We start from the raw sequence: 23266 nt of genomic DNA on the forward strand, positions 1-23266 counted from the left end.
TTCCGTCCTGGGGGGTATGAATCCCCCGACGACGGAAGGAGGCGCGACATGGGTCACCGACGGAGGTACACCGGCCTGCGGCTGGCACTGTGGATGCTCGTTGCGCTCGGCGACGTCGTACTGCTCCTGATCAGCGCCGGCCTGTCCGCGCCGGTCGCGGTCCTCGGCGTGCTGACGCTCACGGTCGTGGGCGTGGCGGCGTGGCGCCTGACGCGCCGCACGCCGGTGCCCGTCCCGGCCACCGCGCGCCGTAGAGCCTGACCCGGGTACGACGACAGCGGGACCGCCTCGTGAGGAGGCGGTCCCACTTTGTGTCGCGCGTACGTCAGGTGTTGTTGGCCAGGGCGATGAGCCGGCTGCGGTCACCGTTCCAGTAGTTGCGGTCGACGTTGCCGCTGATCCCGGAGACGGCGCCGGTGCTGGTGTACTGCCAGAAGCTCCAGAACGGGGCGCCGGCCGGCAGCGTGCCGGGCGAGCTGGCCCAGCGGGCGAGCCACAGCGGGTGGTTGGCCCACGGGCCGGTCCAGCTGCCCGTGCACTGGTTCCACCAGCTCGTGGTGGTGTAGATGACCGCGTACCGGCCGGTGCGGGAGCGGTAGGTGTTCAGGAAGTCCTGGATCCAGTTGCGCATGCCGGTCGTGCTCAGGCCGTAGCAGTAGCCGCCGCTGTACGGGTTGCCCTCGATGTCCAGCGCGGCGGGAAGCGTACGGCTGTCCGCCGACCAGGCGCCACCGTTGCTGGCCAGGTAGTTGGCCTGGGTGGAGCCGGCGGAGATGTTCGGCCGGGCGAAGTGGTACGCCCCGCGGATCACCCCGGCGTTGTACGCGTTGACGTAGTTCGCGTTGAAGTTCGGGTCCTTGTAGCTCGTACCCTCGGTGGCCTTGATGAAGGCGAACTGGATGCCCGCGTTGCGCACGCTGGTCCAGTTGATGCTGCCCTGGTAGCGGGAGACGTCGATCCCGGGCGTGGTCGCGGCGGCGGCCGGTCCGGCGGTCGCCACGAGGGCCGCGGCCGCGGTGGCGGCGGCGGCCAGGCCGGCGGCGAGAAGCCGGCGTACGGAGAGTCTGGTGCTGGGCATGGTTGCCTCCAGAGGGACGTCCGTCTATTGACGCCCATCTTTGGAGCTTAGTGCCCTAGATCGCAATAGGATGAAAGGAAATTTTCATCGAGGGTCGTCGTTCGCCCAGGTGGCACGACAGTTGCGGATCAGCGCAGGGCGCTCGGGTCCATCGCCCAGCGGAACGGCTCGGTGACGCTGAGTGTCTCACCCGCCTTGGCGACGGCATCCTCGACGTAGTGCGCGCCGTCGAGCCGGTGCAGCCGCAGCGAGTGGCTGTCGCCGTCCTGCTCGACCAGCAGGTACCACGGAATCCGGGCGATCGCGTAGAGCTGCGTCTTCAACACCCGGTCGACGCCTGCGTTCCGGGGCGAGACGACCTCGCCGACCAGCGCGACACGTTTCGCCTCGAGGACTGTGCCCTCTTCCTGTGCAGCCGTGACGACGAGGTCGGGGATCATGACCCGGTCGACGTCGAGCCGAACGTTGACGCCGTGATATACGAGGAGACCGGCCGGCGCGGCCGCCGACTCGACGGCGTTCGCCAGCCGTCGCGCCACCCGCTGATGCCGAAGGTCGGGGGCGGGACTGACGATCAGTCCCCGGTCGAGCAGTTCGACGCGATGACGACCGTAGTCCGCCGCGAGGTAGTCGGCACCTCGGTCAGCGGAGTCACGGACGAACCGCCTACCGGATCCACGTGATCCCATCTCCGTTCCCGCGTCTGCCCGGCCAAGTGTGACCGCCCCACAGAGCACGTCGGTCGAGCGACACGGCTCGGGGCGGTAGGCTCCCCGCCCATGCCCCTGATCGACGGTCTCACCACGCTCTGGGACACGCTGACCAGCGCCCAGCCGGACCCGCCGCCGCTGCTCGTGGTGGCCACCGCCGTGATCGCGCTCGCGGTGGTCGTGGCCCGGCTGCCCTGGCGGATCGCCCGTAACGCGGTGACCATCGCGCACGAGGGCGGCCACGGGCTCGTCGCGCTGCTCACCGGCCGGCGGCTGCACGGCATCCGGCTGCACTCGGACACCTCCGGGCTGACGCTCTCCGCCGGTCGTCCCACCGGGCCCGGCATGATCCTCACGCTGCTCGCCGGGTACGTCGCGCCGTCGCTGCTCGGCCTCGGCGGCGCGTGGCTGCTGGCCGGGAACCGGATCACGCTGCTGCTGTGGCTCGCGGTGGCGCTGCTGCTGGCCATGCTGGTGATGATCCGCAACCTGTTCGGCGTGCTGTCGCTGCTGGTCACCGGCGGCGTGGTGCTCGCCGTCTCCTGGTACACCTCGCCCGAGGTGCAGGCCGCGTTCGCCTGGACGTCGGTGTGGTTCCTGCTGATCGGCGGCGTACGACCGGTGTTCGAGCTGCACCGGCAACGCGCCCGGGGCCGGATGCCGCAGTCCGACGCCGACCAGCTCGCCCGGATCACGCCGTTCCCGGCGCTGTTCTGGGTGGGCCTGTTCCTGCTGGTGAGCGTGGGCGCGCTGGCCGCAGGTGCGCTGCTGCTGGCCGGCCCGATCCTGGCCGACACGGGGCTCACCGCCTGACCGCGCCGATCCGCATCGCGTCGCGAGGCGGGCCGCCTCCCGGCAGGGCAGAATCGGATCCGTGCGATACGTGATCATCGGAGCGGGCGCGGTCGGCGGCACCATCGGCGTACTCCTGGCCGACGCGGGCCACGACGTGACGCTCGTGGCCCGCGGCGCGCACCTGGACGCGTTGCGGGAGCGGGGTCTGACGCTGCGCACGCCGGACCGCGACGTGACCGGCCGACTGTCCGCGGTGGCCGGGCCGGACGGGCCGCCGCTGGCCGCCGACACCGTGCTGGTCCTCACTGTGAAGTCGCAGGACACCGTGGCGGCGCTCGACACCTGGGCGGACGCCCCGGTCGAGGGTGGTGGGACGGCGGGCGAACGGCTGCCGGTCGTGCTCGCCCAGAACGGCGTGGCGAACGAGCCGGCCGCGCTGCGCCGCTTCGCCCGCGTACACCCGGTGTGCGTGTGGCTGCCCGCCACCCACCTGGAGCCGGGCGTGGTGGTCGCCAACGGCCATCCGCATCCGGGCATGCTGCACGTCGGCCGCTACCCGGGCGGCGCCGACGACACCAGCCGGGCGGTCGCCGCCGACCTGACCGCCGCCGGGTTCGTCGCGCCGGTCCGCGACGACGTGATGCGCTGGAAGTACGGCAAGCTGCTCGCCAACCTCGGCAACGGCCTCCAGGCGCTGCTCGGCCGGGACGTGCCCGAGTCGCTGTCGAAGCGGGTACGCGCCGAGGGAGAGGCGGCGCTCGCTGCGGCGGGCATCGCCCACACCACAGTCGAGGAGGAGGCCGCCGAACGGGGTGACCTGGTGTCGCACCGGCCGGTGGGCGGCGAGGAGCGGTCCGGCGGCTCCACCTGGCAGAGCCTGGCCCGGGGCGCGGGCTCGGTCGAGACGGACCACCTCAACGGCGAGATCGTGCTGCTCGGGCGCCTGCACGGCGTGCCCACCCCGGCCAACGCGGCGGTGCAGGTCGCGGTACGCCGGGCGGTGCGCGACCGGAGCCCGGCCGGCGGCTTCCCGCTCGGCGAACTGGAGAAATTGCTCGGCTGAGCGGGCAACCCGCGCCGCGCCGCCAGGCGTGTCCCCTCACGAACACGGGGAGGTGGCAGGTGCCCGACAGCGAAGGCTTCGACGAGTTCTACCGGGGCAGCCGACAGCGGCTGCTCGGCTTCGTCTACGTGCTCACCGGTGACCTCGCCGAGGCGCAGGACGCCGTGCAGGAGGCGTACATCCGGGCCTGGCAGCGGTGGTCCACAGTGCGCGGGTACGACGACCCGGAGGCATGGGTACGGGTGGTGGCGAGCCGGATCGCGGTGAGCCGCTGGCGCAGCCTGCGCAGCCGGGCGCGCGCCTACCTGCGCCACGGCGCGGCGGCGGACGTGCCGGCGCCGAGCACCGAGACGCTGGAGGTGGTCGCCGCGCTGCGCCGGCTGCCCGAAGCCCAGCGCACCGCGATCGCCATGCACTACCTGCTCGGCATGCCGGTCGCCGAGGTGGCGCGGGAGACCGAGGCCCCGATCGGCACCGTGAAGGCCCGGCTGTCCCGGGGGCGGACCGCGCTCGCCGAGCTGCTCGCCGTGGTGGACCTGGAAGAGGAGGCGGCAGATGCCTGACGACGTCGCGCTCGTGGAGTTGCTGCACCGGGATCTGCGCAACGTCACCTGGCCGGAGCCGGGGGCCCTCCGGGCCACCGCCCGGCGGCGCAGCCGGCGCTCCGCCGCGCTCGCCGCGGTCTCGGTGGTGGTCGTGGCGGCGCTCACCGCGACCCTGGTGGACCGGACCGGTGCGCCGCCACCGTCCGCCGCTGCCGTCGACGGGCCGGGAGAGATCGTGGCCGAGGCGATGCTGGAACCGGCCGACATCCCCGCTCCGACCGGGGAGCGGCTCGGCGAGACCGGCCTCGCCGAGCCGGTCCGGGTCGACGATCTCCTCCAGGTCTGCGCCCGGGAGCAGGGGCGGCCGGCCGAGGAACCGCGCTCGCGCTACTCGCGGTCGCAGACCCTGATGGAACCGCCGACCGAGCCCGCGACCACCATCGGAACGGTCCTCACCCAGGACGTCTACCGGATGGAATCCGGGACGGCGGGCGGGTTCCTCACCGACCTGGAGGGCACCGTCGCGGCCTGCGGCGCGTGGCGGACGACGGGCCAGGTCTACACCGAACGGGGGATGGTCGGCGCCGACGTCGTGCACCGCTGGTACGTCGCGGCGAGCGGCTTCGCCGGAGATCAGGCGCTGCTGCTGCGGCACGAGGCGAGCGTGCCGCCGGACGAGGCGACCGGCCGGCCGCCCGGCTATGCGCCGTCGTTCGAGGACCGGCTGGTCGTACGGGTGGGTGACCTGGTGACGGTGCTGATCCTGTCGGGCGGGCTGCGGACCGACGTCCCGGGCGCCCAGGTGACCGAGGAACAGGTACGGCAGATGGCCCGGGTCGCCGCCGAGCGGATGTGCGTGGCCGCGAACCCGGGCTGCTGACGGCGGGTGCCCCCGCCGCCGAGACGGCGGGGGCACCCGGCGTACTACAGCGGGATGTTGCCGTGCTTCTTCGGCGGCAGTGTCTCGCGCTTGGTGCGCAGCACCCGCAGCGCCCGGACGATCTGGGTACGCGTCTCGTGCGGCGGGATCACCCCGTCGACGTAGCCGCGCTCGGCCGCGATGTACGGGTTGGCGAGCGTGTCCTCGTACTCGGCGATCTTCTCGGCACGGACGGCGGCCGGGTCCTCGGCGTTCGCCAGCTCCGAGCGGTAGAGGATGTTCACCGCGCCCTGCGCGCCCATCACCGCGATCTGCGCGGTCGGCCAGGCGAAGTTCAGGTCCGCGCCGAGGTGCTTGGAGCCCATCACGTCGTACGCGCCGCCGTACGCCTTGCGGGTGATGACTGTGACCTTCGGGACGGTGGCCTCGGCGTACGCGTAGATGAGCTTCGCGCCGCGGCGGATGATGCCGTCCCACTCCTGGCCGGTGCCGGGCAGGAAGCCGGGCACGTCCACGAAGGTGAGCACCGGGACGTTGAACGCGTCGCAGGTGCGCACGAACCGGGCCGCCTTCTCCGACGCGGCGATGTCGAGCGTGCCGGCGAACTGCATCGGCTGGTTCGCCACCACGCCGACCGGGCGTCCCTCGACCCGGCCGAAGCCGACCACCATGTTCTGCGCGTACAGCGGCTGCACCTCGAGGAACTCGGCGTCGTCGAGCACGTGCTCGATGACCCGGTGCATGTCGTACGGCTGGTTCGCCGAGTCCGGGATCAGCGTGTCCAGCTCACGGTCGGAGTCGGTGACGTCGAGGATCGCGGGCGCGTCGAAGACCGGCGGCTCGTCCAGGTTGTTCGACGGCAGGTACGACAGCAGCGCCTTGACGTACTCGATCGCGTCCTCCTCGTCGGTGCCGAGGTAGTGCGCGTTGCCGCTGCGGGCGTTGTGGGTGCGGGCGCCGCCCAGTTCCTCCATGCCGACGTCCTCGCCGGTGACCGTCTTGATCACGTCGGGACCGGTGATGAACATGTGCGAGGTCTGGTCGACCATGACGGTGAAGTCGGTGACCGCCGGGGAGTAGACAGCGCCGCCCGCGCACGGGCCCATGATGAGCGAGATCTGCGGGATGACGCCGCTGGCCCGTACGTTGCGGAAGAAGATCTCGCCGTAGAGGCCGAGGGACGCGACGCCCTCCTGGATCCGCGCGCCGCCGGAGTCGTTGATGCCGACGACCGGGCAGCCGATCTTCATGGCCAGGTCCATCAGCTTGACGATCTTCTCGCCGAAGACCTCGCCGAGGGAGCCGCCGAAGACGGTGAAGTCCTGCGCGAACACGCAGATCTGCCGGCCGTCCACGGTGCCGTATCCGGTCACCACGCCGTCGCCGTACGGGCGGGTCCTCTCCAGCCCGAAGTTGGTCGAGCGGTGCCGGGCGAATTCGTCCAGCTCGACGAACGAGCCTTCGTCGAGGAGCATCTCGATCCGCTCGCGGGCGGTCTTCTTGCCCCGCGCGTGCTGCTTCTCGACCGCGCGTGCCGACCCGGCGTGCACCGCCTCGTCGAGCCGTCGCTCCAGGTCCGCCAGCTTGCCGGCGGTCGTGTGGATGTTGAACCCGGTCTCGGTAGTCACCCGTGGAATATAACGATGGTTCAGGTCGAAGAGGCTGTGCAGTGCGCCTCACTCGGGCCGTAGGCTGGCGGGATGCCCGGCTCGCCGTACACCGATCTGGACCGACCGCCGCTGTCGGCGGCCCGGCTGCGGCGCGCGCTCGTCGCGCCGCACGGGCCCTGGCGCCGGTTGGAGCTGCTGGCCGAGACCGGCTCGACGAACGCGGACGCGGTGGCCGCGGCACGGGCGGGCGAGCCGGAGGGGCTGGTGGTGGTCGCCGAGCGGCAGACCGCCGGCCGTGGCCGGCGGGGCCGCGTCTGGCAGTCGCCGCCGCGCGCGGGTCTCGCGACGAGCGTGCTGCTGCGGCCCGGCGAGGCGGTCGCGGAGCGCGGCTGGTCGCCCGTGCCCGCCACCGGGTACGGCTGGCTGCCGCTGCTCGCCGGCGTCGCGCTGGTCGAGGCGGTACGCCTGCTGGCCGAGCTGGACGCGCGGCTGAAGTGGCCCAACGATCTGCTGGTGGACGGCGCGAAGTGCGCCGGGGTGCTGGCCGAGGCGGTGCCGGGGGAGATCGACAGACCCCCGGCGATCGTGGTCGGTGTCGGGCTGAACGTGACGCTGCGCGCCGACGAGCTGCCGGAGAACCCGACCGGGCTGCCGGCCACCTCGCTCCAGCTCGCCGGCGCCACCGCCACCGACCGCGATCCGCTGCTACGGGCGCTGCTGCGCTCGCTCGCCGACTGGTACGAGCGGTGGCGTGACGCCGGCGGTGACGCGGAGGCCAGTGGGCTGCGTGAGGCGTACCTGGCGGGGTGCGCCACAGTCGGCCGCCGGGTGCGGGTGCTGCTGCCCGACGGCCGCGAGGCGCACGGCACCGCCACCGGCGTGGACGCCGACGGGCAGCTCCTGGTCGACGCCGACGGGGAGACGTTGCGGCTGGCCGCGGGCGACGTGCTGCACCTGCGCTGAGGCGCCCGGGAAGATCACCGCAACAACCGTCGCCGACCGCCCGCGCGGCCGATGCCGGCCGGATGCGCCGACCGGTTACGGTCAGCGCGTCCGGTTCTGCGAGGAGGTTCCGCCGTGGCGTTCCCCGAAGACGTGCTCACCGAGGACGAGCACGTCGTGTTGCACCTGCACCCGCACTGGAAGGCCCTGATCCGGCCGGTCCTGGTGCTCGTGCTCGCCGTCGCGGCGGTCGTCGCCGGGTGGCTCCTGCTGCCCGACGGCAGCGGCGGCACGATCGCGCTCTACGCGATCGCGGTGGTCGCGCTGGTGCTGGTGTTGTGGCTGGGTCTGTGGCCGTTTCTGGTCTGGCGCACCACGCACTATTTGTTCACCAACGAGCGGGTGCTGCTCCAGCAGGGGGTGCTGTCGCGTAACCGGCGGGATCTGCCGCTGACCCGGATCAACGACCACGCCATGCACCAGCGTTTCGTGGAGCGGCTGCTCGGCTGCGGCACGCTGACCATCGAGTCGGCGGGCGAGCGCGGCCAGTCGGTGCTGCACGACGTGCCGGGCGTGGACCGGGTGCAGACGAAGCTCTACGAGCTGGTCGAGGCGCACCACGACAAGCACAGCCTGGGTGACGGCGAGATGCGCGAGATCCTGGCCGACATGACCGAGGGCAAGTCCCTGCGCGACCAGCCCTGACGCGCCGACGGTAGAGGCCGGCACCCCCGTGTCAGGGGTGCCGGCCTCTCGTCGTTCAGCGGCGGGCGCGGCGGGGCTGGAGTTCCGCGGCGATCTCGGCGTCCAGGTCGGCGCCGAGCGCGTCCCCGAGTCCGGCGTCCGCGGGTGCGGGGCGGCCGCGCGGTGGCGGGAAGTCGACCGCCCGGCCGGTGCCCGGAGGCGGTTCCTCCTCCTCCAGCTCGCTGACCGACTCGGCCAGCTCGGCCACCGGGTCCATCTCGGCGACGTTGTCCCACTCGTCACGGGGCACCGAGTGCCAGGTCTCCTCGGCGTGCTTGGGAACGGGCTGGAAGACGAACGTCCGGTAGGACCAGAAGCGGAACAGCGTGGCCAGCAGGACACCGATGGTCTTGGCGACGTTCAGCGCGAGCAGGCCGTGTACGCCGAGGCCGTACTTGGCCAGGGCCAGGACGCCGAGTTCGATGACCAGGCCCGCGCCGTTGAAGAGGAAGAACAGGACGTATTCGCGCCGGAGTGCCGATTTCGGTCGATCGCGGTACGTCCAGTGACGATTCATCAGATACGACGTGATCGTGGCGACAATCGTCGCGATCACCGTCGCCTTCAGCTGGCCGTCGCGGAAAACCGTGAGTGCCAGAGCATTGAACACCGCGTAATTGATGACGGTGTTGATGCCGCCGACGATGCCGAATTTGAGCGCCTCGTGGATGAACTTCTGCCAGCGCTCGGGCAGCAGACGGACTCCAGGCATGCGGAACACCTTAGGCAGTTGGCTGGGCCGGCTCGGCCCGGCGGGTCGGGATGGGCGGTTCGTCACGCCCCGGACTCTCGGTCGTGGCTCGTTGCCGGAACGGGAGGTGTTCCCGCCTCGACGAAGACGAACCGTCGGTACGACCAGAACCGGAAGAGCGTGCCCAGGCCGGTGCCGACGATGAAGCTCGCGATGTTGTCGGCCAGGGGGGTCTGGAACACCGCGGGCCAGATCGCACCCAGCCCGTAGTGGCTGATCGCCAGGCAGGCCACCGCGATGCCGAGGCCGACCGCGTTGAAGAAGAAGAACAGCGCGTACTCGCGGGCCGGGTTCGACCGCTGCCGGTGCCGCCACGTCCAGAACCGGTTGCCGAGGAAGGCGACGGTCGCGGCGATCACCGTGGAGATGGTCTTCGCGGCCAGCGGTGGCATGTCCCGGCCACTCGACAGGTAGTTGAAGAGGACGAAGTCCACGACGAAGGCCAGGCCGCCGACGGTGGCGAACTTGCTCAGCTCGTGGATGAGATGACCGAAACGGTCGAGCAGTGCTCCGATCGGACCCCGGCGGGTCTGCGGAGCCCCCGGTTGGTCTCCGGTCATCGTCGCGGCCACCCGCCGAGAGTACCGGTTGTGCGGTAACCGGGCGGACTGCAACGGCGAGTCGGCCGACGACGGCTTCGCCGTGGCCGTCTCGCTCGGGCCGCCCGCGTCGGAGAGGCGTCGCCCGTTCTCGATGTCCGTGAGCAGAGCGTAACGCGCTGTGCGAATCTGTGGAGCGCATCACGGAATCGTCTTTCGCGACATGTTCGTACGCTTCCCCGCGATCGGGCCTCGCGGTCACTCCGCTGCCGGACCCGGCCGTCGAAGGTTCACCGCAGGATTTGCGTGAAACTGCGCGCGAAAGCGGGTATCAGATCGTGATGCCGCAGCGTGGCCGTACCTTGTGCAGTTCTTCACAACCAGTCCCACTGACTGACGAGGCAGTCCGGTTTACGCTGAGCCCAATCCCAGGTTTCCACGAGGCGGCGTACCAGCCCGCCGGAACTCGTGCACCCCATAGATCGGTCAGCGTCGACCACAAGGAGAAGTGACATGGTTGCTCCGGCTGCTGTTCGGGGTATCGATCAGGCCCCGACGTCCCACCCCAAGCTGCTCGCCTGGGTACGTGAGGTCGCGGAACTGACCACCCCGGACCGCGTGGTCTGGGTGGACGGGTCTGATGAGGAGTGGCGCCGCCTCACCGACGAACTCGTCTCCAACGGCACCCTGATCCGCCTGAATCCCGAGAAGAAGCCCAACTCGTTCTACGCGCGTACCGACCCCACGGACGTCGCCCGGGTGGAGGAGCGCACCTTCATCTGCTCCGCCGACGAGGCGGACGCCGGCCCCACCAACAACTGGATGGCGCCGGCCGAGATGAAGCGGACGATGACGGAGCTGTACCGCGGCAGCATGCGCGGGCGCACCATGTACGTCATCCCGTTCTGCATGGGCCCGGTCGAGGCCGAGAACCCCATGTTCGGCGTGGAGATCACCGACAGCCCGTACGTCGTCGCCTCGATGCGGATCATGACCCGGATGGGGTCGTCGATCCTGGAGGCGATGGGCGACGACGCCGACTTCGTGCACGCGCTGCACTCCATCGGCGCCCCGCTCGCGCCGGGCCAGCAGGACGTGGCGTGGCCGTGCAACGAGACCAAGTACATCTCGCACTTCCCGGAGACCCGGGAGATCTGGTCGTACGGCTCCGGCTACGGCGGCAACTCGCTGCTCGGCAAGAAGTGCTACTCGCTGCGCATCGCCAGCGTGATGGGGCGCGACGAGGGCTGGCTGGCCGAGCACATGCTCATCCTCAAGATCACCTCGCCGGAGGGCAAGGTCTACCACATCGCCGGCGCCTTCCCGTCCGCATGCGGCAAGACCAACCTCGCCATGCTGGAGCCGACCATCCCGGGCTGGAAGGTCGAGACCATCGGCGACGACATCGCCTGGATGCGGTTCGGCGCGGACGGCCGCCTCTACGCGATCAACCCCGAGTACGGTCTGTTCGGCGTCGCTCCCGGCACCGACTGGAAGACCAACGCCAACGCCATGCGGACGCTGGACCGGGGCAACTCCATCTTCACCAACGTGGCGCTCACCGACGACGGCGACATCTGGTGGGAGGGCATGGGTGAGCCGCCGGCGCACCTGATCGACTGGAAGGGCAACGACTGGACGCCGGAGAGCGAGAGCCTCTCCTCGCACGCGAACAGCCGCTTCTGCACGCCGATCACGCAGTGCCCGATCCTGGCCGACGACTACTACGACCCGAACGGCGTGCCGATCGACGCGATCCTGTTCGGTGGCCGCCGCCGGGACACCATCCCGCTGGTCACCGAGGCCCGCGACTGGGTGCACGGCGTCTACATGGGCGCCACGCTCTCCTCGGAGACGACCGCCGCCGCCTCCGGCGCGGTCGGCGTGGTCCGCCGCGACCCGATGGCCATGCTGCCGTTCATCGGCTACCACGCCGGCGACTACTTCCGGCACTGGATCGAGATGGGCAAGGGCGCGGACGGCGACGAGTCCAAGCTGCCCAAGATCTACTACGTCAACTGGTTCCGCAAGGACGCCGAGGGCAACTTCCTCTGGCCGGGCTTCGGCGAGAACTCCCGCGTGCTCAAGTGGGTCATCGAGCGGCTGGAGGGCCGGGCCGAGGCCGTGGAGACGCCGATCGGCATGGTCCCGGCGCAGGACGCGCTCGACGTCGAGGGCCTGGACATGACCCCGGAGGACGTCCGGATCGCGCTGAAGGTCGACGCGGACGAGTGGCGCAACGAGCTGCCGCTGGTCACCGAGTGGTTCGAGAAGTTCGGGGACAAGCTCCCCGGCGTGCTCTGGGCCGAGCTGGACGCGCTGCGCGCCCGGCTGGACGCGGAGCCGCAGAAGTAACAGGTGTGCCTGTTGCCCCTGCCGGGCAACATCGGATGCCATGAGGACGGCCGCTGAACCTGTCGAGGTCCGGCGGCCGTCCGCCGTCCGGGCGCTCACCACGCTGCTCGCCGTGACCGCGGCGGCCACCGTCGTGGTCGAGCTGCTCAACTACTGGTACGCCCCGGAGCAGGAGTTCGGTCTCGCCGTACGCACCGGCTGGGCGATGCTCCGGTCGCTCGGCTTCCTGCTGCTGATCGGCCATGTGAACAAGGGCCGGGTGGGCGCCCGGCCGTTCGGGCTGATCCTGGCCGTGACCACGATCTTCGCGGTCGGGCGGCTGATCGTACCCCGGCAGGGGGTGCCCGCGCTGCCCGGCCTGGTCGGGTTCGCCGTGCTCACCGCGCTCTGCGTCGCCGTGGTGGTGCTGCTGTACCGCTCCGAGGCGATCCGCGCCCACCTGGTCCGGCACCGCAAGGGCCTGGTCGTCGAGGGCGGGACGATCGCCTGGCGGGAGATGGCGCCGAAGCGCCCGCAGGCGAACGGCTGGCTGCTCACCGCCCGGGTCGCGGCGTTCACCTACAGCCCGCTGATGCTGGTGCCGGCGCTGGTGGCGACGGGTGCCGTGCTGGACGGGCGGCTGGTCGCCGTACCGGCAGTGATCTTCTGGTTCGGCGCGGGCATCGCGGTCAGCTACGCCGTGCTGTTCTGCACCGCCTTCCTGCTGCGCGACAAGGCGTGGGCGCGGAAGGCCCTGGTGGTCGTCACCCTCGGCGTGCTCGCGATCGACCTGCCGCTGTGCTGGTGGCTGCTCGGCACCGACGGCCTGATCCGCGACGGCGCCCCCCTGGTCACGGCCGCCGCCCTCACCCTCTGGTCCCTGAACCGAGCCACCCGCACCCCCACGCCCACCACCACACCCCGTTGACCATGAAGTTGGCGGCGTTTTCGATCTCCGTTGATGCCGTCAACCTCATGATCGTCGCCCGTGGCGGGGCGCGGCGGGGCAGGATGAGGGGGTGTGGGACGTCGTGGTGGTGGGGGCGGGGCCGGCTGGGGCCGCCGCGGCGCTCGGCGCACGGCGTGCCGGGGCCGCGCGGGTGCTGCTGCTCGACCGGTCCGACTTCCCCCGCGACAAGGCGTGCGGGGACGGCATCGCCGCACACGCGCTGGACGTCCTCGCCGAGCTGGGCGTGACCGGGGCGGTCGACGGCTACGCGCCGCTGCCCGCGCTGCGCCTGGTCGGCCCCGGCGGCGGCACCGTCGCCCGGACGCTGCCCCGGCCCGCGTACACGGTGCCCCGCCAGGTGTTCGACGCACGCCTGGTGGCGGCGGCGGTGGCCGCAGGCGCGGAGTTGCGGCGGCACACCGTACGCCGGGTGGAGATCGCCGCCGACCGGGTGCTGCTCGACGGAGAGCTGTCCGCGCGGGCGGTGGTCGGCGCGGACGGCGCCGGATCGGTGGTACGGCGTGCGCTCGGCCACCCGGTCAACCCGGACCGGCACCTGGCCCTCGCCATCCGCGGCTACGCGCCCGCACCGGCCGGACCGCCCGAACAGCTCATCGTCACCTCGGCAGCGCGCTGGCCCGCGTACGCCTGGGCCTTCCCGATCGGCGACGGGCGCGCGAACGTCGGGTACGGGGAGGTGCTGCGCGGCGAACCGCTGACCCGCGCGCACCTGCTGGACCGGATGGCCGCGCTGCTGCCGGACGTCGACCCGGCGACGGTGACCGGCCTGCGGGCGCACCACCTGCCGCTGTCCACCCACCGGGCCGCGCCCGGCCAGGGCAGGGTGCTGCTGGCCGGGGACGCGCTGTCGCTGATCAACCCGTTCACCGGCGAGGGCATCTTCTACGCGCTGCGCTCCGGCGCGCTGGCCGGCGCGGCGGCGGCCGGCTCTCCCGCCGAGGCCGCCCGGGCGTACGCCGCCACGCTGCGCGCCCGGCTCGGCACCCACCTGCGGCACAGCTCGGTGGCCGCGTGGCTGGCCCGGCGGCGCCGGGTGGTCGACGCGGCGGTGGGCGCGGCCGGGCGGGACGAGCGCGTCTACCGCACGGTGGTGGAGCTGGGACTCGGCGACGGCCGGCTGGACGCCCGCACCCTGATGGCGATCGGGGCCGACCTGCCGCGACCGCGCCGGACCGTCTCACCGTCAGGTGATATGCCACCGAGACACTGATCTCTCCCGCGGGTCGCTACCCTGCAAGGTGATGACTCTGCGGAAACTCCTCTACTCCGTGTACGAGCGCCGGCTGACGGCGAAGCTCGCGGGCAAGCCCGTACCCGCACACGTCGGCGTGATGTGCGACGGCAACCGCAGATGGGCCCGGGAGATGGGCTTCGTCGACCCGAACGACGGCCACCGGATGGGCGCCGAGCGGATCAAGGAGCTGCTGCGGTGGTGCGACGCGGCCGGCGTCGGGCACGTCACACTCTGGCTGCTCTCCACCGACAACCTCTCCCGCCCGGCCGCCGAGCTGGACCCGCTGCTCCAGATCATCGAGGACCTCACCACCGAGCTGGCCGAGGAGGGCAACCCCTGGCGGCTGCGGATGGTCGGCGCGCTCGACGTGCTGCCGGCGCAGCACGCCGCCGCGCTCAAGGCCGCCGAGGAACGCACCCGCGACCGCGACGGCGGGGCTCAGGTCAACATCGCGGTCGGGTACGGCGGGCGGCGCGAGATCGCCGACGCGGTCCGCTCGCTGCTGCTGGAGCACGCGGCCAACGGCGGCACGATCGAGGAGCTGGCCACCTCGATCGACGTCGACCACATCTCCGAGCACCTCTACACGAAGGGGCTGCCGGACCCGGATCTGATCATCCGGACCAGTGGTGAGCAGCGGCTCTCCGGCTTCATGCTCTGGCAGAGCGCGCACTCGGAGTTCTACTTCTGCGAGCTGAACTGGCCCGACTTCCGCAAGGTCGACTTCCTGCGGGCCCTGCGCTCCTACGCCACCCGCCAGCGCCGCTTCGGCACCTGACCCACCGCGGCCTCCCCACCCCGCCCGCGCCCGCAGGCCCGCCTCGGCGATCTTGCACTTTCGGCCCCGAGGGCGCGGCTTATGCCCCCTTCGCCGGGGCAGCAAGTGCAAGATCGCGAGGGGCAAGCCCGGCCCGCGCGGACCGGGGGTCAGCGGAGGTGGGGGAGGGCGGCGGTGAGGAAGTCGGCCAGGGCCGCCGGGGAGTCCAGGGTCAGGTCGGCGGCGTCGGCCACCTCGTGACCGGTCTCCGGGTTGGCGACCGCGACGCAGACACCGAGGAAGTCGGGATCGGCGGCGGCGCGGGCGCGCAGCGCGGCGAACGCCTTGATGTCGGAGACGTCGTCACCGAAGTACCAGGCGCCACCGGCGTCCCGGACCGTCTCGCCGATCACCATGCCCTTGTCCCGGTCGACCGGGGGCTTCAGTTCCAGCACCATCCGGCCCGGCTGGGCGCGCAGGCCCAGCCGCTCGGCCTGGGCGCGGCCCCACTCCTGCACCAGGTCGCCGAGCTGCGGGGCGGTACGCCAGTGCAGCGCGACGGAGAGCCGCTTGAACTCGACGAGTGCGCCGGGCGGCAGTTCGGCGCGGGCCTGCTCGGCCAGCTCGGACATGGTGGGCACCCACGGCAGGGCGGCCGGCTCGGTGACCGTCTCGCCGCCGGAGTGGCTGTGCTCCAGGCCGTAGAGCCCGTACAGGTCGATGCCGGCGAGCCCGCCGAGGTGGTCGCGGAGGAAGTCCACCGGGCGGGCGGAGACGATCGCGATCCGGCGGACGTGCGGGGCGAGCGCCTCCAGCGCGGTGAGCACGTTGGGCGCGGGCCGTACGGCCGTGGGATCGTCGTCGACGGGCGCCAGGGTGCCGTCGAAGTCGAAGAAGAGGACGACGTCACCCGCGCGGGCGGCGGTCGCACGCCAGGCGTGCTCCGCGTTCAACGGGGTCTTCGGCTGCTGGTTGCCCAGATTCAACGGCGGCACGCGCGTCAGCGTACCCCGCGCCGGGCGGCGTATTCGTGGCCGAGATGTGACGTCGGAACGACGTGGGGATCAGCGTTCGGCGGCTCCTCGTCCCCGGCGACCGAACGGCACCACGGCCGCCTCCTGCCCGTGGCTGAGCAGGTAGCCCTCCACGAAGCCGGTGTTGCGGTCGCCGGTGTGCGCCTCGATCTCGTTGAGCCGCGCCACCAGGAACTCGGTGAGCGCGCTGACCCGGTCGTTGAGCCGATCGTGCAGTTCGGCGACGACGGCGAGGATCACCGCGGTGCCGGCCGTGGTGAGCGCGAAGAGGTTGACGACCAGGGGAAGCTGTCCGCCGTCCAGTACGCCGACCACCACGTTGCCGGTCACGCACGATGTCAGCGACACCACCGCGACCACGACTGCCAACCATTTCAGGGTCATGGACAGACCCCTCCTTCTGTCCCGCAGGGCTGGGTTCGGCTTTGTCCCGTCCCCCCGCCGATGACGAGCCCCTAGCAGTACAAACGTGGACGCTAGCGGGTCCGATCCGTCCCCGCGGCGAAACGATCGGGTCCGACCTTCCGTTCTTTCGCCATCTGAGGAACTAGCCCGCCTGTTTACCCCTATTTCGGACACCGCCCGGCAGAGTCGGGCGATATGCGAGGTAACGAATGGTTTCTCGAATGTGGAACTTCTCCGCGTCGGACACGTTCGGGTCGACCAGCCGGCGCAGCAGCGCCTCCACGTCCGGGTCCATCGGGGGCGGGGCCGGCGCGGTACGCGGTCCGGCGGCCCGGTCCCAGCCGAGCGCGGTGAACGCGGCGGCCGGATCCAGCCCCAGGCCCTCGCAGAAGGCGACCACCCGTTCCGCCTCCGGGTCGCTGGCCCAGTCGCCGCGTACCCATCGGTTGATGGTCTGGCGGGAGACGCCGGTGCGCCGGGAGACCTCGGTGCCGCTCCAGGCCCGTAGCGCGCGGGCGTCGTCGAGCGCGCGCCGGACGAAGGTGGCGAACGCGATCTTCCGTGCGTTGGTCGTCTCGGTCACCCCGTGACGGTACGGCCAGTCGGTCCCGAGAGGGCGGCTCGGCACGCTGCTGTCACGCCGACGTGACGCCGATCCGGGATTTCCGGTAAACGATCCAGTGCTGCTCCTGAGGGGTGTCACCCGGGCAGAATAGATGGACGCCAGTACGGCGGCAAAGGCCTGAAAAGCTGATACTGTCACGCTCATGAGACAACTTACGGTGTGTCACGTGCTTGAGACGACGAGTGCTCACATGCGTCACTCCGCGGGTGCCGAGGGGGTCTCGTGACCGAGCTCGCGACCCGCGCCCAGGCCTTCGGGCTGATCGCGGACGGAGTGTCCGCCGGGCTGAGCGCCCCCTGGCGTCTCTATCTCGCCCGCGGGTGCCGGTACCTCTCACTCAGCGTCGGCGACCGGGGGGAGTGGGACGCCTGGCGGACCCACCTCGGCTGCCCGGAGCTGAGCGTGCGGGTCTACGACTCCGGCGGGGAGATCCGCCGGGCGTCGGTGGCCGAGGTGATCCTCGACGGCTGCCGGATCAGCGTCGAGCTGGTCGAGGAGGTCAGCACCGACGACCTGGAGCGGCTGCTGGTGGTCGACCCACTGCCCGGGGCGGACGAGCGATGACCCCTTTTCTCGCCGTGGTGCTCGTCCTCGTGCTCGGCTCCACCTGCTACGCGGCCGGCCGCCTGCACGGCCAGCTCAGCTACCGCATCGGTTACCGGTTCGGCTACCGCCAGGGCTACTTCGACGGCGACCGGGGCGCCTGGAACCGCCGCCGGCGCGACGCCCAGGCGGCGATCGCCTCGGCGCTGTCCGGTCCCGGCCCGACCGTGGTGACCTCGGCCGGGCGCTCGGCCGTGCCGTTCGCCGGCACCTCCGTACCCGCGGCGGTCGCCGCCCGGCCCGGCTCGGCCCCGGCCGTACGCGTCACCGCCACCGCCCAGCTCGGCGCCGTCGGCCGGGTGGGCACCACGTACACCGGATCGTCGTTCGGCGCGGCAGGCGCCGGACCGCGGGCCGGCACCCTGGTGCGCCGCCAGGGCTGAGACCCGCGCCGCGTCGCGGCGCCGCAGTGGACGACCGGCCGGGGTGCGCGCAGGGGGCATGCATCCCGGCCGGTTCCGGTCCGCCCGTCACCCGAACAGGTGTACGTCCCGCGAGGACCACGCGATGATCCACGCGCACCTCTAGCCCAGCGGCCCCGCGGCGATTAGCGTCTAGGCATGGCGCGGGGTTTTCCCGGGCCAGCCGGACAGCCCGGACCTGCGTCCTCGCGCACGGGGCCCGCATCCGACCCCGTGTCCTCCGGGCACCGGAAGAGGCGGAACTCGGGTGGCCGGGTGCCCATCCGCGGAGCAGGCCTGTGACCACTCGCCGTACCCCCGCCGGAGCCGAGCAGACCCCGGCCTCGACCGCCCCGACCCGCCGGACCACCCGTAGCCGCCGTGGCGCCGCCGCCGAGGCTGAGGAGCCCCGACCAGCCGGCCCGGCCTTCGTCCTGGACACCTCGGTCCTGCTGTCCGACCCGGCGGCGTTCCACCGCTTCGCCGAGCACGAGGTGGTGCTGCCGCTGGTGGTGATCTCCGAGTTGGAGGGCAAGCGGCACCACCCCGAGCTGGGCTGGTTCGCCCGTCAGTCGCTGCGCATGCTGGACGAGCTGCGGGTGCGGCACGGTCGGCTGGACCGCCCGGTGCCCGCCAACGACCAAGGCGGCACGCTGCGGGTGGAGCTGAACCACACCGACGACGGGGTGCTGCCGCCCGGCTTCCGCAACGAGTCGAACGACGCGCGCATCCTGTCCGTGGCGCTCAACCTGGCCGCCGAGGGGCGTGAGGTCACGCTCGTCAGCAAGGACATGCCGCTGCGGGTGAAGGCTGCCTCGGTGGGCCTGCGCGCCGACGAGTACCGGCACGGCCAGGCCAGCGACCCGACCTGGACCGGGATGGCCGAGCTGGACCTGGCCGAGGAGGAGATCGGCCGGCTGTACGCGGGCGAGACGCTCGACGTCGACGCCGCGGCGGGGCTGCCCTGCCACACCGGCCTGGTGCTGCACTCGGGGCGGGGCTCGGCGCTGGGCCGGGTGCTGCCGGACAAGACGATCCGGCTGGTCCGGGGCGACCGGGAGGCGTTCGGTGTGCACGGGCGCTCGGCGGAGCAGCGGGTCGCGCTCGACCTGCTGCTGGACGAGTCCATCGGCATCGTGTCGCTGGGCGGGCGGGCCGGCACGGGCAAGTCCGCGCTGGCGCTCTGCGCCGGCCTGGAGGCGGTGATGGAGCGGCGCCGGCACAAGAAGGTGATCGTGTTCCGTCCCCTGTACGCGGTCGGCGGCCAGGAACTCGGCTACCTGCCCGGGTCGGAGTCGGAGAAGATGTCGCCCTGGGCGCAGGCCGTCTTCGACACGCTCGGCTCGGTGGTGCACGAGAACGTGCTGGAGGAGGTCACCTCGCGCGGGCTGCTGGAGGTGCTGCCGCTGACCCACATCCGTGGCCGGAGCCTGCACGACGCTTTCGTCATCGTGGACGAGGCGCAGTCGCTGGAGCGGGGCGTCCTGCTCACCGTGCTGTCGCGCATCGGCCAGGGGTCGCGGGTGGTGCTCACCCACGACGTGGCCCAGCGGGACAATCTGCGTGTCGGCCGGCACGACGGGGTGACGGCGGTGATCGAGGCGTTGAAGGGGCATCCCCTCTTCGCGCACGTCACGCTCAGCCGATCGGAGCGATCTCCGATCGCCGCCATGGTCACCGATCTGCTGGAGGACATCCCTGGCTGACCGCCGCTTTCGTCCTACTTTGTCCGCATTTTCAGGGTGACGCAGATCACTTTTAGGCCCGGCCATTTCCCACCGGCCTCACTGTGCGCGATGGTGTCCATCGAGCGTCACCTACCACTCAGGAGCCGGACACGGCCCGGAGTCACACCGGTACCGGTGCGCTCACGGCACCGGCGTGACCCGACCCGGCCATGCGCGTGCCGTGTCCCTGCCCCCGACGAAGGGAAACTTCGTGAGTCGGCTGTGGAGCCGGTTCGGCGCCCGCACGGCCGCTGTCGCACTGCTCTCCGTGGGCGTCGCCGGCGGCTTCTATCTGGGTGAGGATCGACAGACCCAGCAGCAGGGCCTGACCGCGCAGGTCGGCCTGGAGGTCGACCAGGCGGAGTACGCGTACCAGCGCGAACGGCTGTCCGACCACCGCGTGGACTCGTCCCGGCAGCGTGCCGCCGAGTACCAGGCGAAGCTGCGTGCCGCCGCGGCGGCGAAGGAGGCCGCCGAGCGGGCCAGGAAGGCCGAGGCGGCCGCCGCCACCCGCAAGAAGGAGCGGGCCGCGGCCGAGGAGGCGGAGGCGAAGATCAAGCCGTACGACGGCCCGATCCCGTCCTCGTGCGCGGAGTACAGCGGCAACCGGAAGATCGGTTGCGCGGTCATGCTCGACAAGGGCTTCGGCATCGACCAGTTCCCGTGTCTGGACAAGCTCTGGACCAAGGAGAGCGGGTGGAACCCGAAGGCCTCCAACAGTTCCTCCGGGGCGTACGGGATCCCGCAGGCGGTGCCGGGCAGCAAGATGGCCTCGGTGGCCGACGACTGGAGGACCAACCCGGCGACCCAGATCACCTGGGGCCTCGGCTACATCAAGGGCCGGTACGACACCCCCTGCGGCGCGTGGCAGAAGTCGCAGAGTTCGGGCTGGTACTGACATCACCACGACGGCGGGACACGCGGGCAGACCCGGGTGTCCCGCCGTCGTCGTGCCGCCCCGACTGGCGGGCCGCCGCATTTGCTGATAGCTCTTGGTAGGTGACCTGGTACGGCCCAAGTGGCGACCCCCACCGGTTCGGCACCGATGCGTTCTACGCGGCGCTCGGCCGGGCCTTCGTCGCCATGTGCGCGGTCGTGCCGGTGCTGTTCCTCATCGAGGCGCTCGACGTCGGCCTGCGACTCGGCCTGGACTACACCGCCGGCATCATCCCGCAGCGGCTCCAGGGCCTGGACGGCGTCTTCTTCTCGCCGTTCCTGCACGCCGGATGGAACCACCTCTACAGCAACAGCATCCCGCTGATCCTGCTCGGCACGTTCGTGCTCGCCGCGGGCACCCGCCGGTTCCTCTGGTCCACCGGAGTCATCATCCTGGTCAGCGGCCTGGGCGTCTGGTTCACCGGCTCACCCAACTCGGTGGTGGTCGGAGCCAGCGGCGTGATCTTCGGCTATCTCGGCATCCTGCTCACCCGGGGCGTGGTGGAGCGGAGCTGGTGGAACTTCGCCGTCGGCCTGCTGGTCGGGTTGCTCTACGGCTGGCAACTGCTCGGCATCCTCCCGACCGACGAGCGCATCTCCTGGCAGGGTCACCTGTTCGGGCTGCTCGGCGGCGTGGTCGCGGCGATCCTGTTCCGCCGCCGCAACGACACCGGCGACGCCGATCGCCTCGGCTCACCGAGGATGACGCTGCCCTGACGGCGCGTTGATCGAACCGCGGGACGTGCTTGCCCGCGGCCACCCGCCCGCCTACCGTTTCCGCATCAGCACGGGGTGACCCCGAAGCGGAAAGTGACGGTGCGCCATGCGCGAGGTCGATGTCGCCGTGATCGGGGCCGGTCCCGCCGGGCTCTTCGCCGCCTACTACGCCGGTTTCCGTGGACTCTCCGTGTCGGTGATCGACGCGTTGCCCGAGCCGGGCGGTCAGGTCACCGCCATGTACCCGGAGAAGCTGATCCTCGACGTCGCCGGCTTCCCCGCGATCAAGGGCCGCGAGCTGGTCACGAACCTGGTCGCCCAGGCCGCGCCGTTCCACCCCGACTACCGGCTCGGCGTACGCGCGGAGAAGCTGTCCTACCTCGACGGCCGGCCGGTGCTCGGCCTCGCCGGCGGTGAGCAGCTCAGCTGCGGCGCGGTGCTGGTCACCGGCGGGCTCGGCAGCTTCACGCCCCGGCCGCTGCCGGTCGCGGAGAGCTTCACCGGCGGCGGGATCGTCTACTTCGTGCCGCAGCCGACCGAGCTGACCGACCGGCACGTGCTCATCGTCGGCGGCGGCGACTCGGCGTTCGACTGGGCGGCCACGCTCGCCCCGCTGGCCCGGTCGGTGACGCTGGTGCACCGGCGGGACCGCTTCCGGGCGCACGCCGCCACCATCGAGCGCGTCCGCGCGCTGCCGGTGCGGATCGTGGTCAACGCCGAGGTGAGCCGCCTGTACGGCGAGGAGACGGTCACCGGCGCCGAGCTGACCGTACGCGGCGGAGAGGTGGAGACGCTGCCGGTGGACACCGTGGTGGCCGCGCTGGGCTTCACCGCCGACCTCGGCCCGCTCGCCGAGTGGGGGCTGAACCTCGACCGGCGGCACATCGTGGTGGACAGCGCGATGGCCACCAACCTGCCCCGCGTGTTCGCGGCCGGGGACATCACCGAGTACCCGGGCAAGGTCCGCCTGATCGCCACCGGCTTCGGCGAGGCCGCCACCGCCGTGAACAACGCGGCCGTCGTCATCGACCCGACCGTGCACCTGTTCCCCGGTCACTCCTCCGACGGCACCTGACGCCGATCGGTGTCAGGGCAGGCCGACCAGGTCCGCCATCAGGCCGATCTGGTGGTCGAAGTACTCGTCGCGGTGCGGTAGCGCCCGGTTGATCCGGCCGAACAGCTCGAAGCTGATCAGCCCGAACAACTGGGTCCACCCGGCCATGCCGCGCGCCAGCAGCGCGGGCGGCACGTCCATGCCGAGCAGGCCGACCAGTTCGGCCACGTCGCCGCGCAGCGGCTCGGGCAGCTCCTCGTCGGGCGGGGTGAGCCGGCCGGAGGCCAGGCCGTCGCGCAGGATGCCGACCAGGGTCACCGGGGGTCGCTGGGCCGGCGCGACCGTGTCGTCCGGTGCCGCGTACCCGGGCACCGGGCTGCCGTAGAGCAGCGCGTACTCGGCCGGGTGGGCCAGCGCCCACGCGCGGGCGGCCCGGCAGGCGGCGAGCCAGCGTCCGCGCAGGTCGGCCTGGTCGGCGGCGGCGTCGGCCGCCTCGACCGCGTCGCCGAGCGCGTCGTACGCCTCCAGGATCAGCGCGGTGAGCAGGTCGTCGCGGCTGGGGAAGTAGCGGTAGATCGCCGAGGAGACCATGCCGAGGTCGCGGGCGACAGCGCGCAGGGAGAGGTTCGCGCCGTCGGTGTCCAGGTGGCGGCGGGCGACCGTCTTGATCTCTTCGATCATCCCGGCGCGGACCCGGGCGCGGAGCGAGGGAGCGACCATGCCCTCACTCTGCCACGGATGAGAGCAGCATTCAAAAGAGAGAGCACTGCTCTTGACGCGATCCGCCCGCATGGGTCATGCTCTGTTGCGAG

26 protein-coding genes are annotated in these 23266 nt (G+C 71.8%); 17 read left to right on the forward strand and 9 right to left on the reverse strand.

Translation table 11 applies throughout. The annotated features are described in order from the left end of the window. Window positions 1-48 precede the first annotated feature (48 nt). Window positions 49-261, forward strand: coding sequence for a hypothetical protein (locus tag V6U82_RS07640; protein WP_334460076.1), 213 nt, complete (start codon window positions 49-51; stop codon window positions 259-261). A gap of 64 nt (window positions 262-325) precedes the next feature. On the opposite strand, the gene V6U82_RS07645 is transcribed toward V6U82_RS07640, so the two are convergent. Continuing rightward, window positions 326-1078 carry a GH25 family lysozyme gene (locus V6U82_RS07645; protein ID WP_128137881.1) on the reverse strand — a complete coding sequence of 251 codons (753 nt, stop codon included), beginning with the start codon at window positions 1076-1078 and terminating at the stop codon, window positions 326-328. Window positions 1079-1206: 128 nt separating this feature from the next. Beyond that, a complete protein-coding gene (locus tag V6U82_RS07650) occupies window positions 1207-1767 on the reverse strand; it encodes a Uma2 family endonuclease (RefSeq protein ID WP_334460319.1) in 561 nt (186 codons plus the stop codon). Window positions 1768-1857: 90 nt separating this feature from the next. On the opposite strand from V6U82_RS07650, the gene V6U82_RS07655 reads away from it, so the two are divergent. From V6U82_RS07655 to V6U82_RS07670, 4 genes are all read left to right on the forward strand, one after another. After that, window positions 1858-2601, forward strand: a complete 744-nt coding sequence (locus tag V6U82_RS07655) for a M50 family metallopeptidase (protein ID WP_334460078.1) — start codon at window positions 1858-1860, stop codon at window positions 2599-2601. A gap of 61 nt (window positions 2602-2662) precedes the next feature. Continuing rightward, on the forward strand, window positions 2663-3646 hold the full coding sequence (locus tag V6U82_RS07660) for a ketopantoate reductase family protein (RefSeq protein WP_334460079.1): 984 nt from the start codon (window positions 2663-2665) through the stop codon (window positions 3644-3646). A 59-nt stretch (window positions 3647-3705) separates the two neighbouring features. Further along, on the forward strand, window positions 3706-4209 hold the full coding sequence (locus tag V6U82_RS07665) for a SigE family RNA polymerase sigma factor (protein WP_334460080.1): 504 nt from the start codon (window positions 3706-3708) through the stop codon (window positions 4207-4209). Then, the gene (locus tag V6U82_RS07670) at window positions 4202-5071 is read left to right on the forward strand and encodes a hypothetical protein (protein WP_334460081.1); all 870 of its coding nucleotides are present in this window, start codon (window positions 4202-4204) and stop codon (window positions 5069-5071) included. Before V6U82_RS07665 ends, V6U82_RS07670 begins: the two co-directional genes overlap by 8 nt. Before the next feature lie 44 nt (window positions 5072-5115). Here the strand turns inward: V6U82_RS07670 and V6U82_RS07675 are convergent, their stop codons facing one another. Further along, window positions 5116-6699: an acyl-CoA carboxylase subunit beta gene (locus V6U82_RS07675; protein ID WP_334460083.1), complete on the reverse strand. Its 1584-nt coding sequence runs from the start codon at window positions 6697-6699 to the stop codon at window positions 5116-5118. Between the two features lie 72 nt (window positions 6700-6771). Here V6U82_RS07675 and V6U82_RS07680 point away from each other — a divergent pair, with 72 nt between their 5' ends. Further along, window positions 6772-7644, forward strand: a complete 873-nt coding sequence (locus V6U82_RS07680) for a biotin--[acetyl-CoA-carboxylase] ligase (protein WP_334460084.1) — start codon at window positions 6772-6774, stop codon at window positions 7642-7644. 114 nt (window positions 7645-7758) lie between these two features. Continuing rightward, window positions 7759-8328, forward strand: a complete 570-nt coding sequence (locus V6U82_RS07685) for a PH domain-containing protein (RefSeq protein WP_121685398.1) — start codon at window positions 7759-7761, stop codon at window positions 8326-8328. Window positions 8329-8383: 55 nt separating this feature from the next. Here V6U82_RS07685 and V6U82_RS07690 read toward each other — a convergent pair whose 3' ends face one another. Beyond that, window positions 8384-9079, reverse strand: coding sequence for a GtrA family protein (locus V6U82_RS07690; RefSeq protein ID WP_128136439.1), 696 nt, complete (start codon window positions 9077-9079; stop codon window positions 8384-8386). A gap of 62 nt (window positions 9080-9141) precedes the next feature. Further along, the gene (locus V6U82_RS07695) at window positions 9142-9678 is read right to left on the reverse strand and encodes a GtrA family protein (RefSeq protein WP_128136440.1); all 537 of its coding nucleotides are present in this window, start codon (window positions 9676-9678) and stop codon (window positions 9142-9144) included. 492 nt (window positions 9679-10170) lie between these two features. On the opposite strand from V6U82_RS07695, the gene V6U82_RS07700 reads away from it, so the two are divergent. From V6U82_RS07700 to V6U82_RS07715, 4 genes are all read left to right on the forward strand, one after another. Beyond that, window positions 10171-12012: a phosphoenolpyruvate carboxykinase (GTP) gene (locus V6U82_RS07700; RefSeq protein WP_128136441.1), complete on the forward strand. Its 1842-nt coding sequence runs from the start codon at window positions 10171-10173 to the stop codon at window positions 12010-12012. Window positions 12013-12052: 40 nt separating this feature from the next. After that, the gene (locus V6U82_RS07705; RefSeq protein ID WP_334460086.1) at window positions 12053-12919 is read left to right on the forward strand and encodes a hypothetical protein; all 867 of its coding nucleotides are present in this window, start codon (window positions 12053-12055) and stop codon (window positions 12917-12919) included. Between the two features lie 91 nt (window positions 12920-13010). After that, window positions 13011-14171 (forward strand): geranylgeranyl reductase family protein, encoded by a 1161-nt coding sequence (locus tag V6U82_RS07710; RefSeq protein WP_334460087.1) that lies wholly within the window; start codon window positions 13011-13013, stop codon window positions 14169-14171. 31 nt (window positions 14172-14202) lie between these two features. Beyond that, window positions 14203-14973, forward strand: a complete 771-nt coding sequence (locus tag V6U82_RS07715; protein ID WP_334460088.1) for an isoprenyl transferase — start codon at window positions 14203-14205, stop codon at window positions 14971-14973. 149 nt (window positions 14974-15122) lie between these two features. Here the strand turns inward: V6U82_RS07715 and otsB are convergent, their stop codons facing one another. From otsB to V6U82_RS07730, 3 genes are all read right to left on the reverse strand, one after another. After that, a complete protein-coding gene (gene otsB, locus V6U82_RS07720) occupies window positions 15123-15947 on the reverse strand; it encodes a trehalose-phosphatase (protein WP_334460090.1) in 825 nt (274 codons plus the stop codon). A gap of 69 nt (window positions 15948-16016) precedes the next feature. Next, window positions 16017-16370 (reverse strand): hypothetical protein, encoded by a 354-nt coding sequence (locus tag V6U82_RS07725; protein WP_013284062.1) that lies wholly within the window; start codon window positions 16368-16370, stop codon window positions 16017-16019. A 163-nt stretch (window positions 16371-16533) separates the two neighbouring features. Further along, window positions 16534-16974 carry a helix-turn-helix domain-containing protein gene (locus V6U82_RS07730; RefSeq protein WP_135243333.1) on the reverse strand — a complete coding sequence of 147 codons (441 nt, stop codon included), beginning with the start codon at window positions 16972-16974 and terminating at the stop codon, window positions 16534-16536. Window positions 16975-17238: 264 nt separating this feature from the next. Here V6U82_RS07730 and V6U82_RS07735 point away from each other — a divergent pair, with 264 nt between their 5' ends. From V6U82_RS07735 to V6U82_RS07760, 6 genes are all read left to right on the forward strand, one after another. Next, on the forward strand, window positions 17239-17580 hold the full coding sequence (locus V6U82_RS07735) for a hypothetical protein (RefSeq protein WP_013284064.1): 342 nt from the start codon (window positions 17239-17241) through the stop codon (window positions 17578-17580). Further along, the gene (locus tag V6U82_RS07740; protein WP_334460093.1) at window positions 17577-18002 is read left to right on the forward strand and encodes a hypothetical protein; all 426 of its coding nucleotides are present in this window, start codon (window positions 17577-17579) and stop codon (window positions 18000-18002) included. The genes V6U82_RS07735 and V6U82_RS07740 overlap by 4 nt, the downstream gene beginning before the upstream one ends. Window positions 18003-18319: 317 nt before the next feature. Beyond that, the gene (locus V6U82_RS07745) at window positions 18320-19726 is read left to right on the forward strand and encodes a PhoH family protein (RefSeq protein WP_128138491.1); all 1407 of its coding nucleotides are present in this window, start codon (window positions 18320-18322) and stop codon (window positions 19724-19726) included. Window positions 19727-19958: 232 nt separating this feature from the next. Further along, on the forward strand, window positions 19959-20645 hold the full coding sequence (locus V6U82_RS07750) for a transglycosylase SLT domain-containing protein (protein WP_181726709.1): 687 nt from the start codon (window positions 19959-19961) through the stop codon (window positions 20643-20645). A 101-nt stretch (window positions 20646-20746) separates the two neighbouring features. After that, a complete protein-coding gene (locus tag V6U82_RS07755) occupies window positions 20747-21400 on the forward strand; it encodes a rhomboid family intramembrane serine protease (RefSeq protein ID WP_128138489.1) in 654 nt (217 codons plus the stop codon). Window positions 21401-21506: 106 nt separating this feature from the next. Further along, window positions 21507-22475 (forward strand): NAD(P)/FAD-dependent oxidoreductase, encoded by a 969-nt coding sequence (locus V6U82_RS07760; RefSeq protein ID WP_334460098.1) that lies wholly within the window; start codon window positions 21507-21509, stop codon window positions 22473-22475. A 12-nt stretch (window positions 22476-22487) separates the two neighbouring features. On the opposite strand, the gene V6U82_RS07765 is transcribed toward V6U82_RS07760, so the two are convergent. Next, window positions 22488-23174, reverse strand: a complete 687-nt coding sequence (locus tag V6U82_RS07765) for a TetR/AcrR family transcriptional regulator (RefSeq protein ID WP_334460100.1) — start codon at window positions 23172-23174, stop codon at window positions 22488-22490. Window positions 23175-23266: the final 92 nt, after the last annotated feature.

It is taken from the genome of Micromonospora sp. CPCC 205554, from assembly GCF_036902745.1.
GTDB classification, from domain to species: Bacteria; Actinomycetota; Actinomycetes; order Mycobacteriales; family Micromonosporaceae; genus Micromonospora; species Micromonospora tulbaghiae.

Excerpts from the sequence above, each read along its gene's own strand:
- V6U82_RS07640 (WP_334460076.1), top strand. The coding sequence starts at position 49 with ATGGGTCACCGACGGAGGTACACCGGCCTGCGGCTGGCACTGTGGATG.
- V6U82_RS07645 (WP_128137881.1), bottom strand. The coding sequence starts at position 1,078 with ATGCCCAGCACCAGACTCTCCGTACGCCGGCTTCTCGCCGCCGGCCTG.
- V6U82_RS07650 (WP_334460319.1), bottom strand. The coding sequence starts at position 1,767 with ATGGGATCACGTGGATCCGGTAGGCGGTTCGTCCGTGACTCCGCTGAC.
- V6U82_RS07655 (WP_334460078.1), top strand. The coding sequence starts at position 1,858 with ATGCCCCTGATCGACGGTCTCACCACGCTCTGGGACACGCTGACCAGC.
- V6U82_RS07670 (WP_334460081.1), top strand. The coding sequence starts at position 4,202 with ATGCCTGACGACGTCGCGCTCGTGGAGTTGCTGCACCGGGATCTGCGC.
- V6U82_RS07680 (WP_334460084.1), top strand. The coding sequence starts at position 6,772 with ATGCCCGGCTCGCCGTACACCGATCTGGACCGACCGCCGCTGTCGGCG.
- V6U82_RS07690 (WP_128136439.1), bottom strand. The coding sequence starts at position 9,079 with ATGCCTGGAGTCCGTCTGCTGCCCGAGCGCTGGCAGAAGTTCATCCAC.
- V6U82_RS07695 (WP_128136440.1), bottom strand. The coding sequence starts at position 9,678 with ATGACCGGAGACCAACCGGGGGCTCCGCAGACCCGCCGGGGTCCGATC.
- V6U82_RS07700 (WP_128136441.1), top strand. The coding sequence starts at position 10,171 with ATGGTTGCTCCGGCTGCTGTTCGGGGTATCGATCAGGCCCCGACGTCC.
- V6U82_RS07705 (WP_334460086.1), top strand. The coding sequence starts at position 12,053 with ATGAGGACGGCCGCTGAACCTGTCGAGGTCCGGCGGCCGTCCGCCGTC.
- V6U82_RS07715 (WP_334460088.1), top strand. The coding sequence starts at position 14,203 with ATGACTCTGCGGAAACTCCTCTACTCCGTGTACGAGCGCCGGCTGACG.
- V6U82_RS07725 (WP_013284062.1), bottom strand. The coding sequence starts at position 16,370 with ATGACCCTGAAATGGTTGGCAGTCGTGGTCGCGGTGGTGTCGCTGACA.
- V6U82_RS07740 (WP_334460093.1), top strand. The coding sequence starts at position 17,577 with ATGACCCCTTTTCTCGCCGTGGTGCTCGTCCTCGTGCTCGGCTCCACC.
- V6U82_RS07760 (WP_334460098.1), top strand. The coding sequence starts at position 21,507 with ATGCGCGAGGTCGATGTCGCCGTGATCGGGGCCGGTCCCGCCGGGCTC.
- V6U82_RS07765 (WP_334460100.1), bottom strand. The coding sequence starts at position 23,174 with ATGGTCGCTCCCTCGCTCCGCGCCCGGGTCCGCGCCGGGATGATCGAA.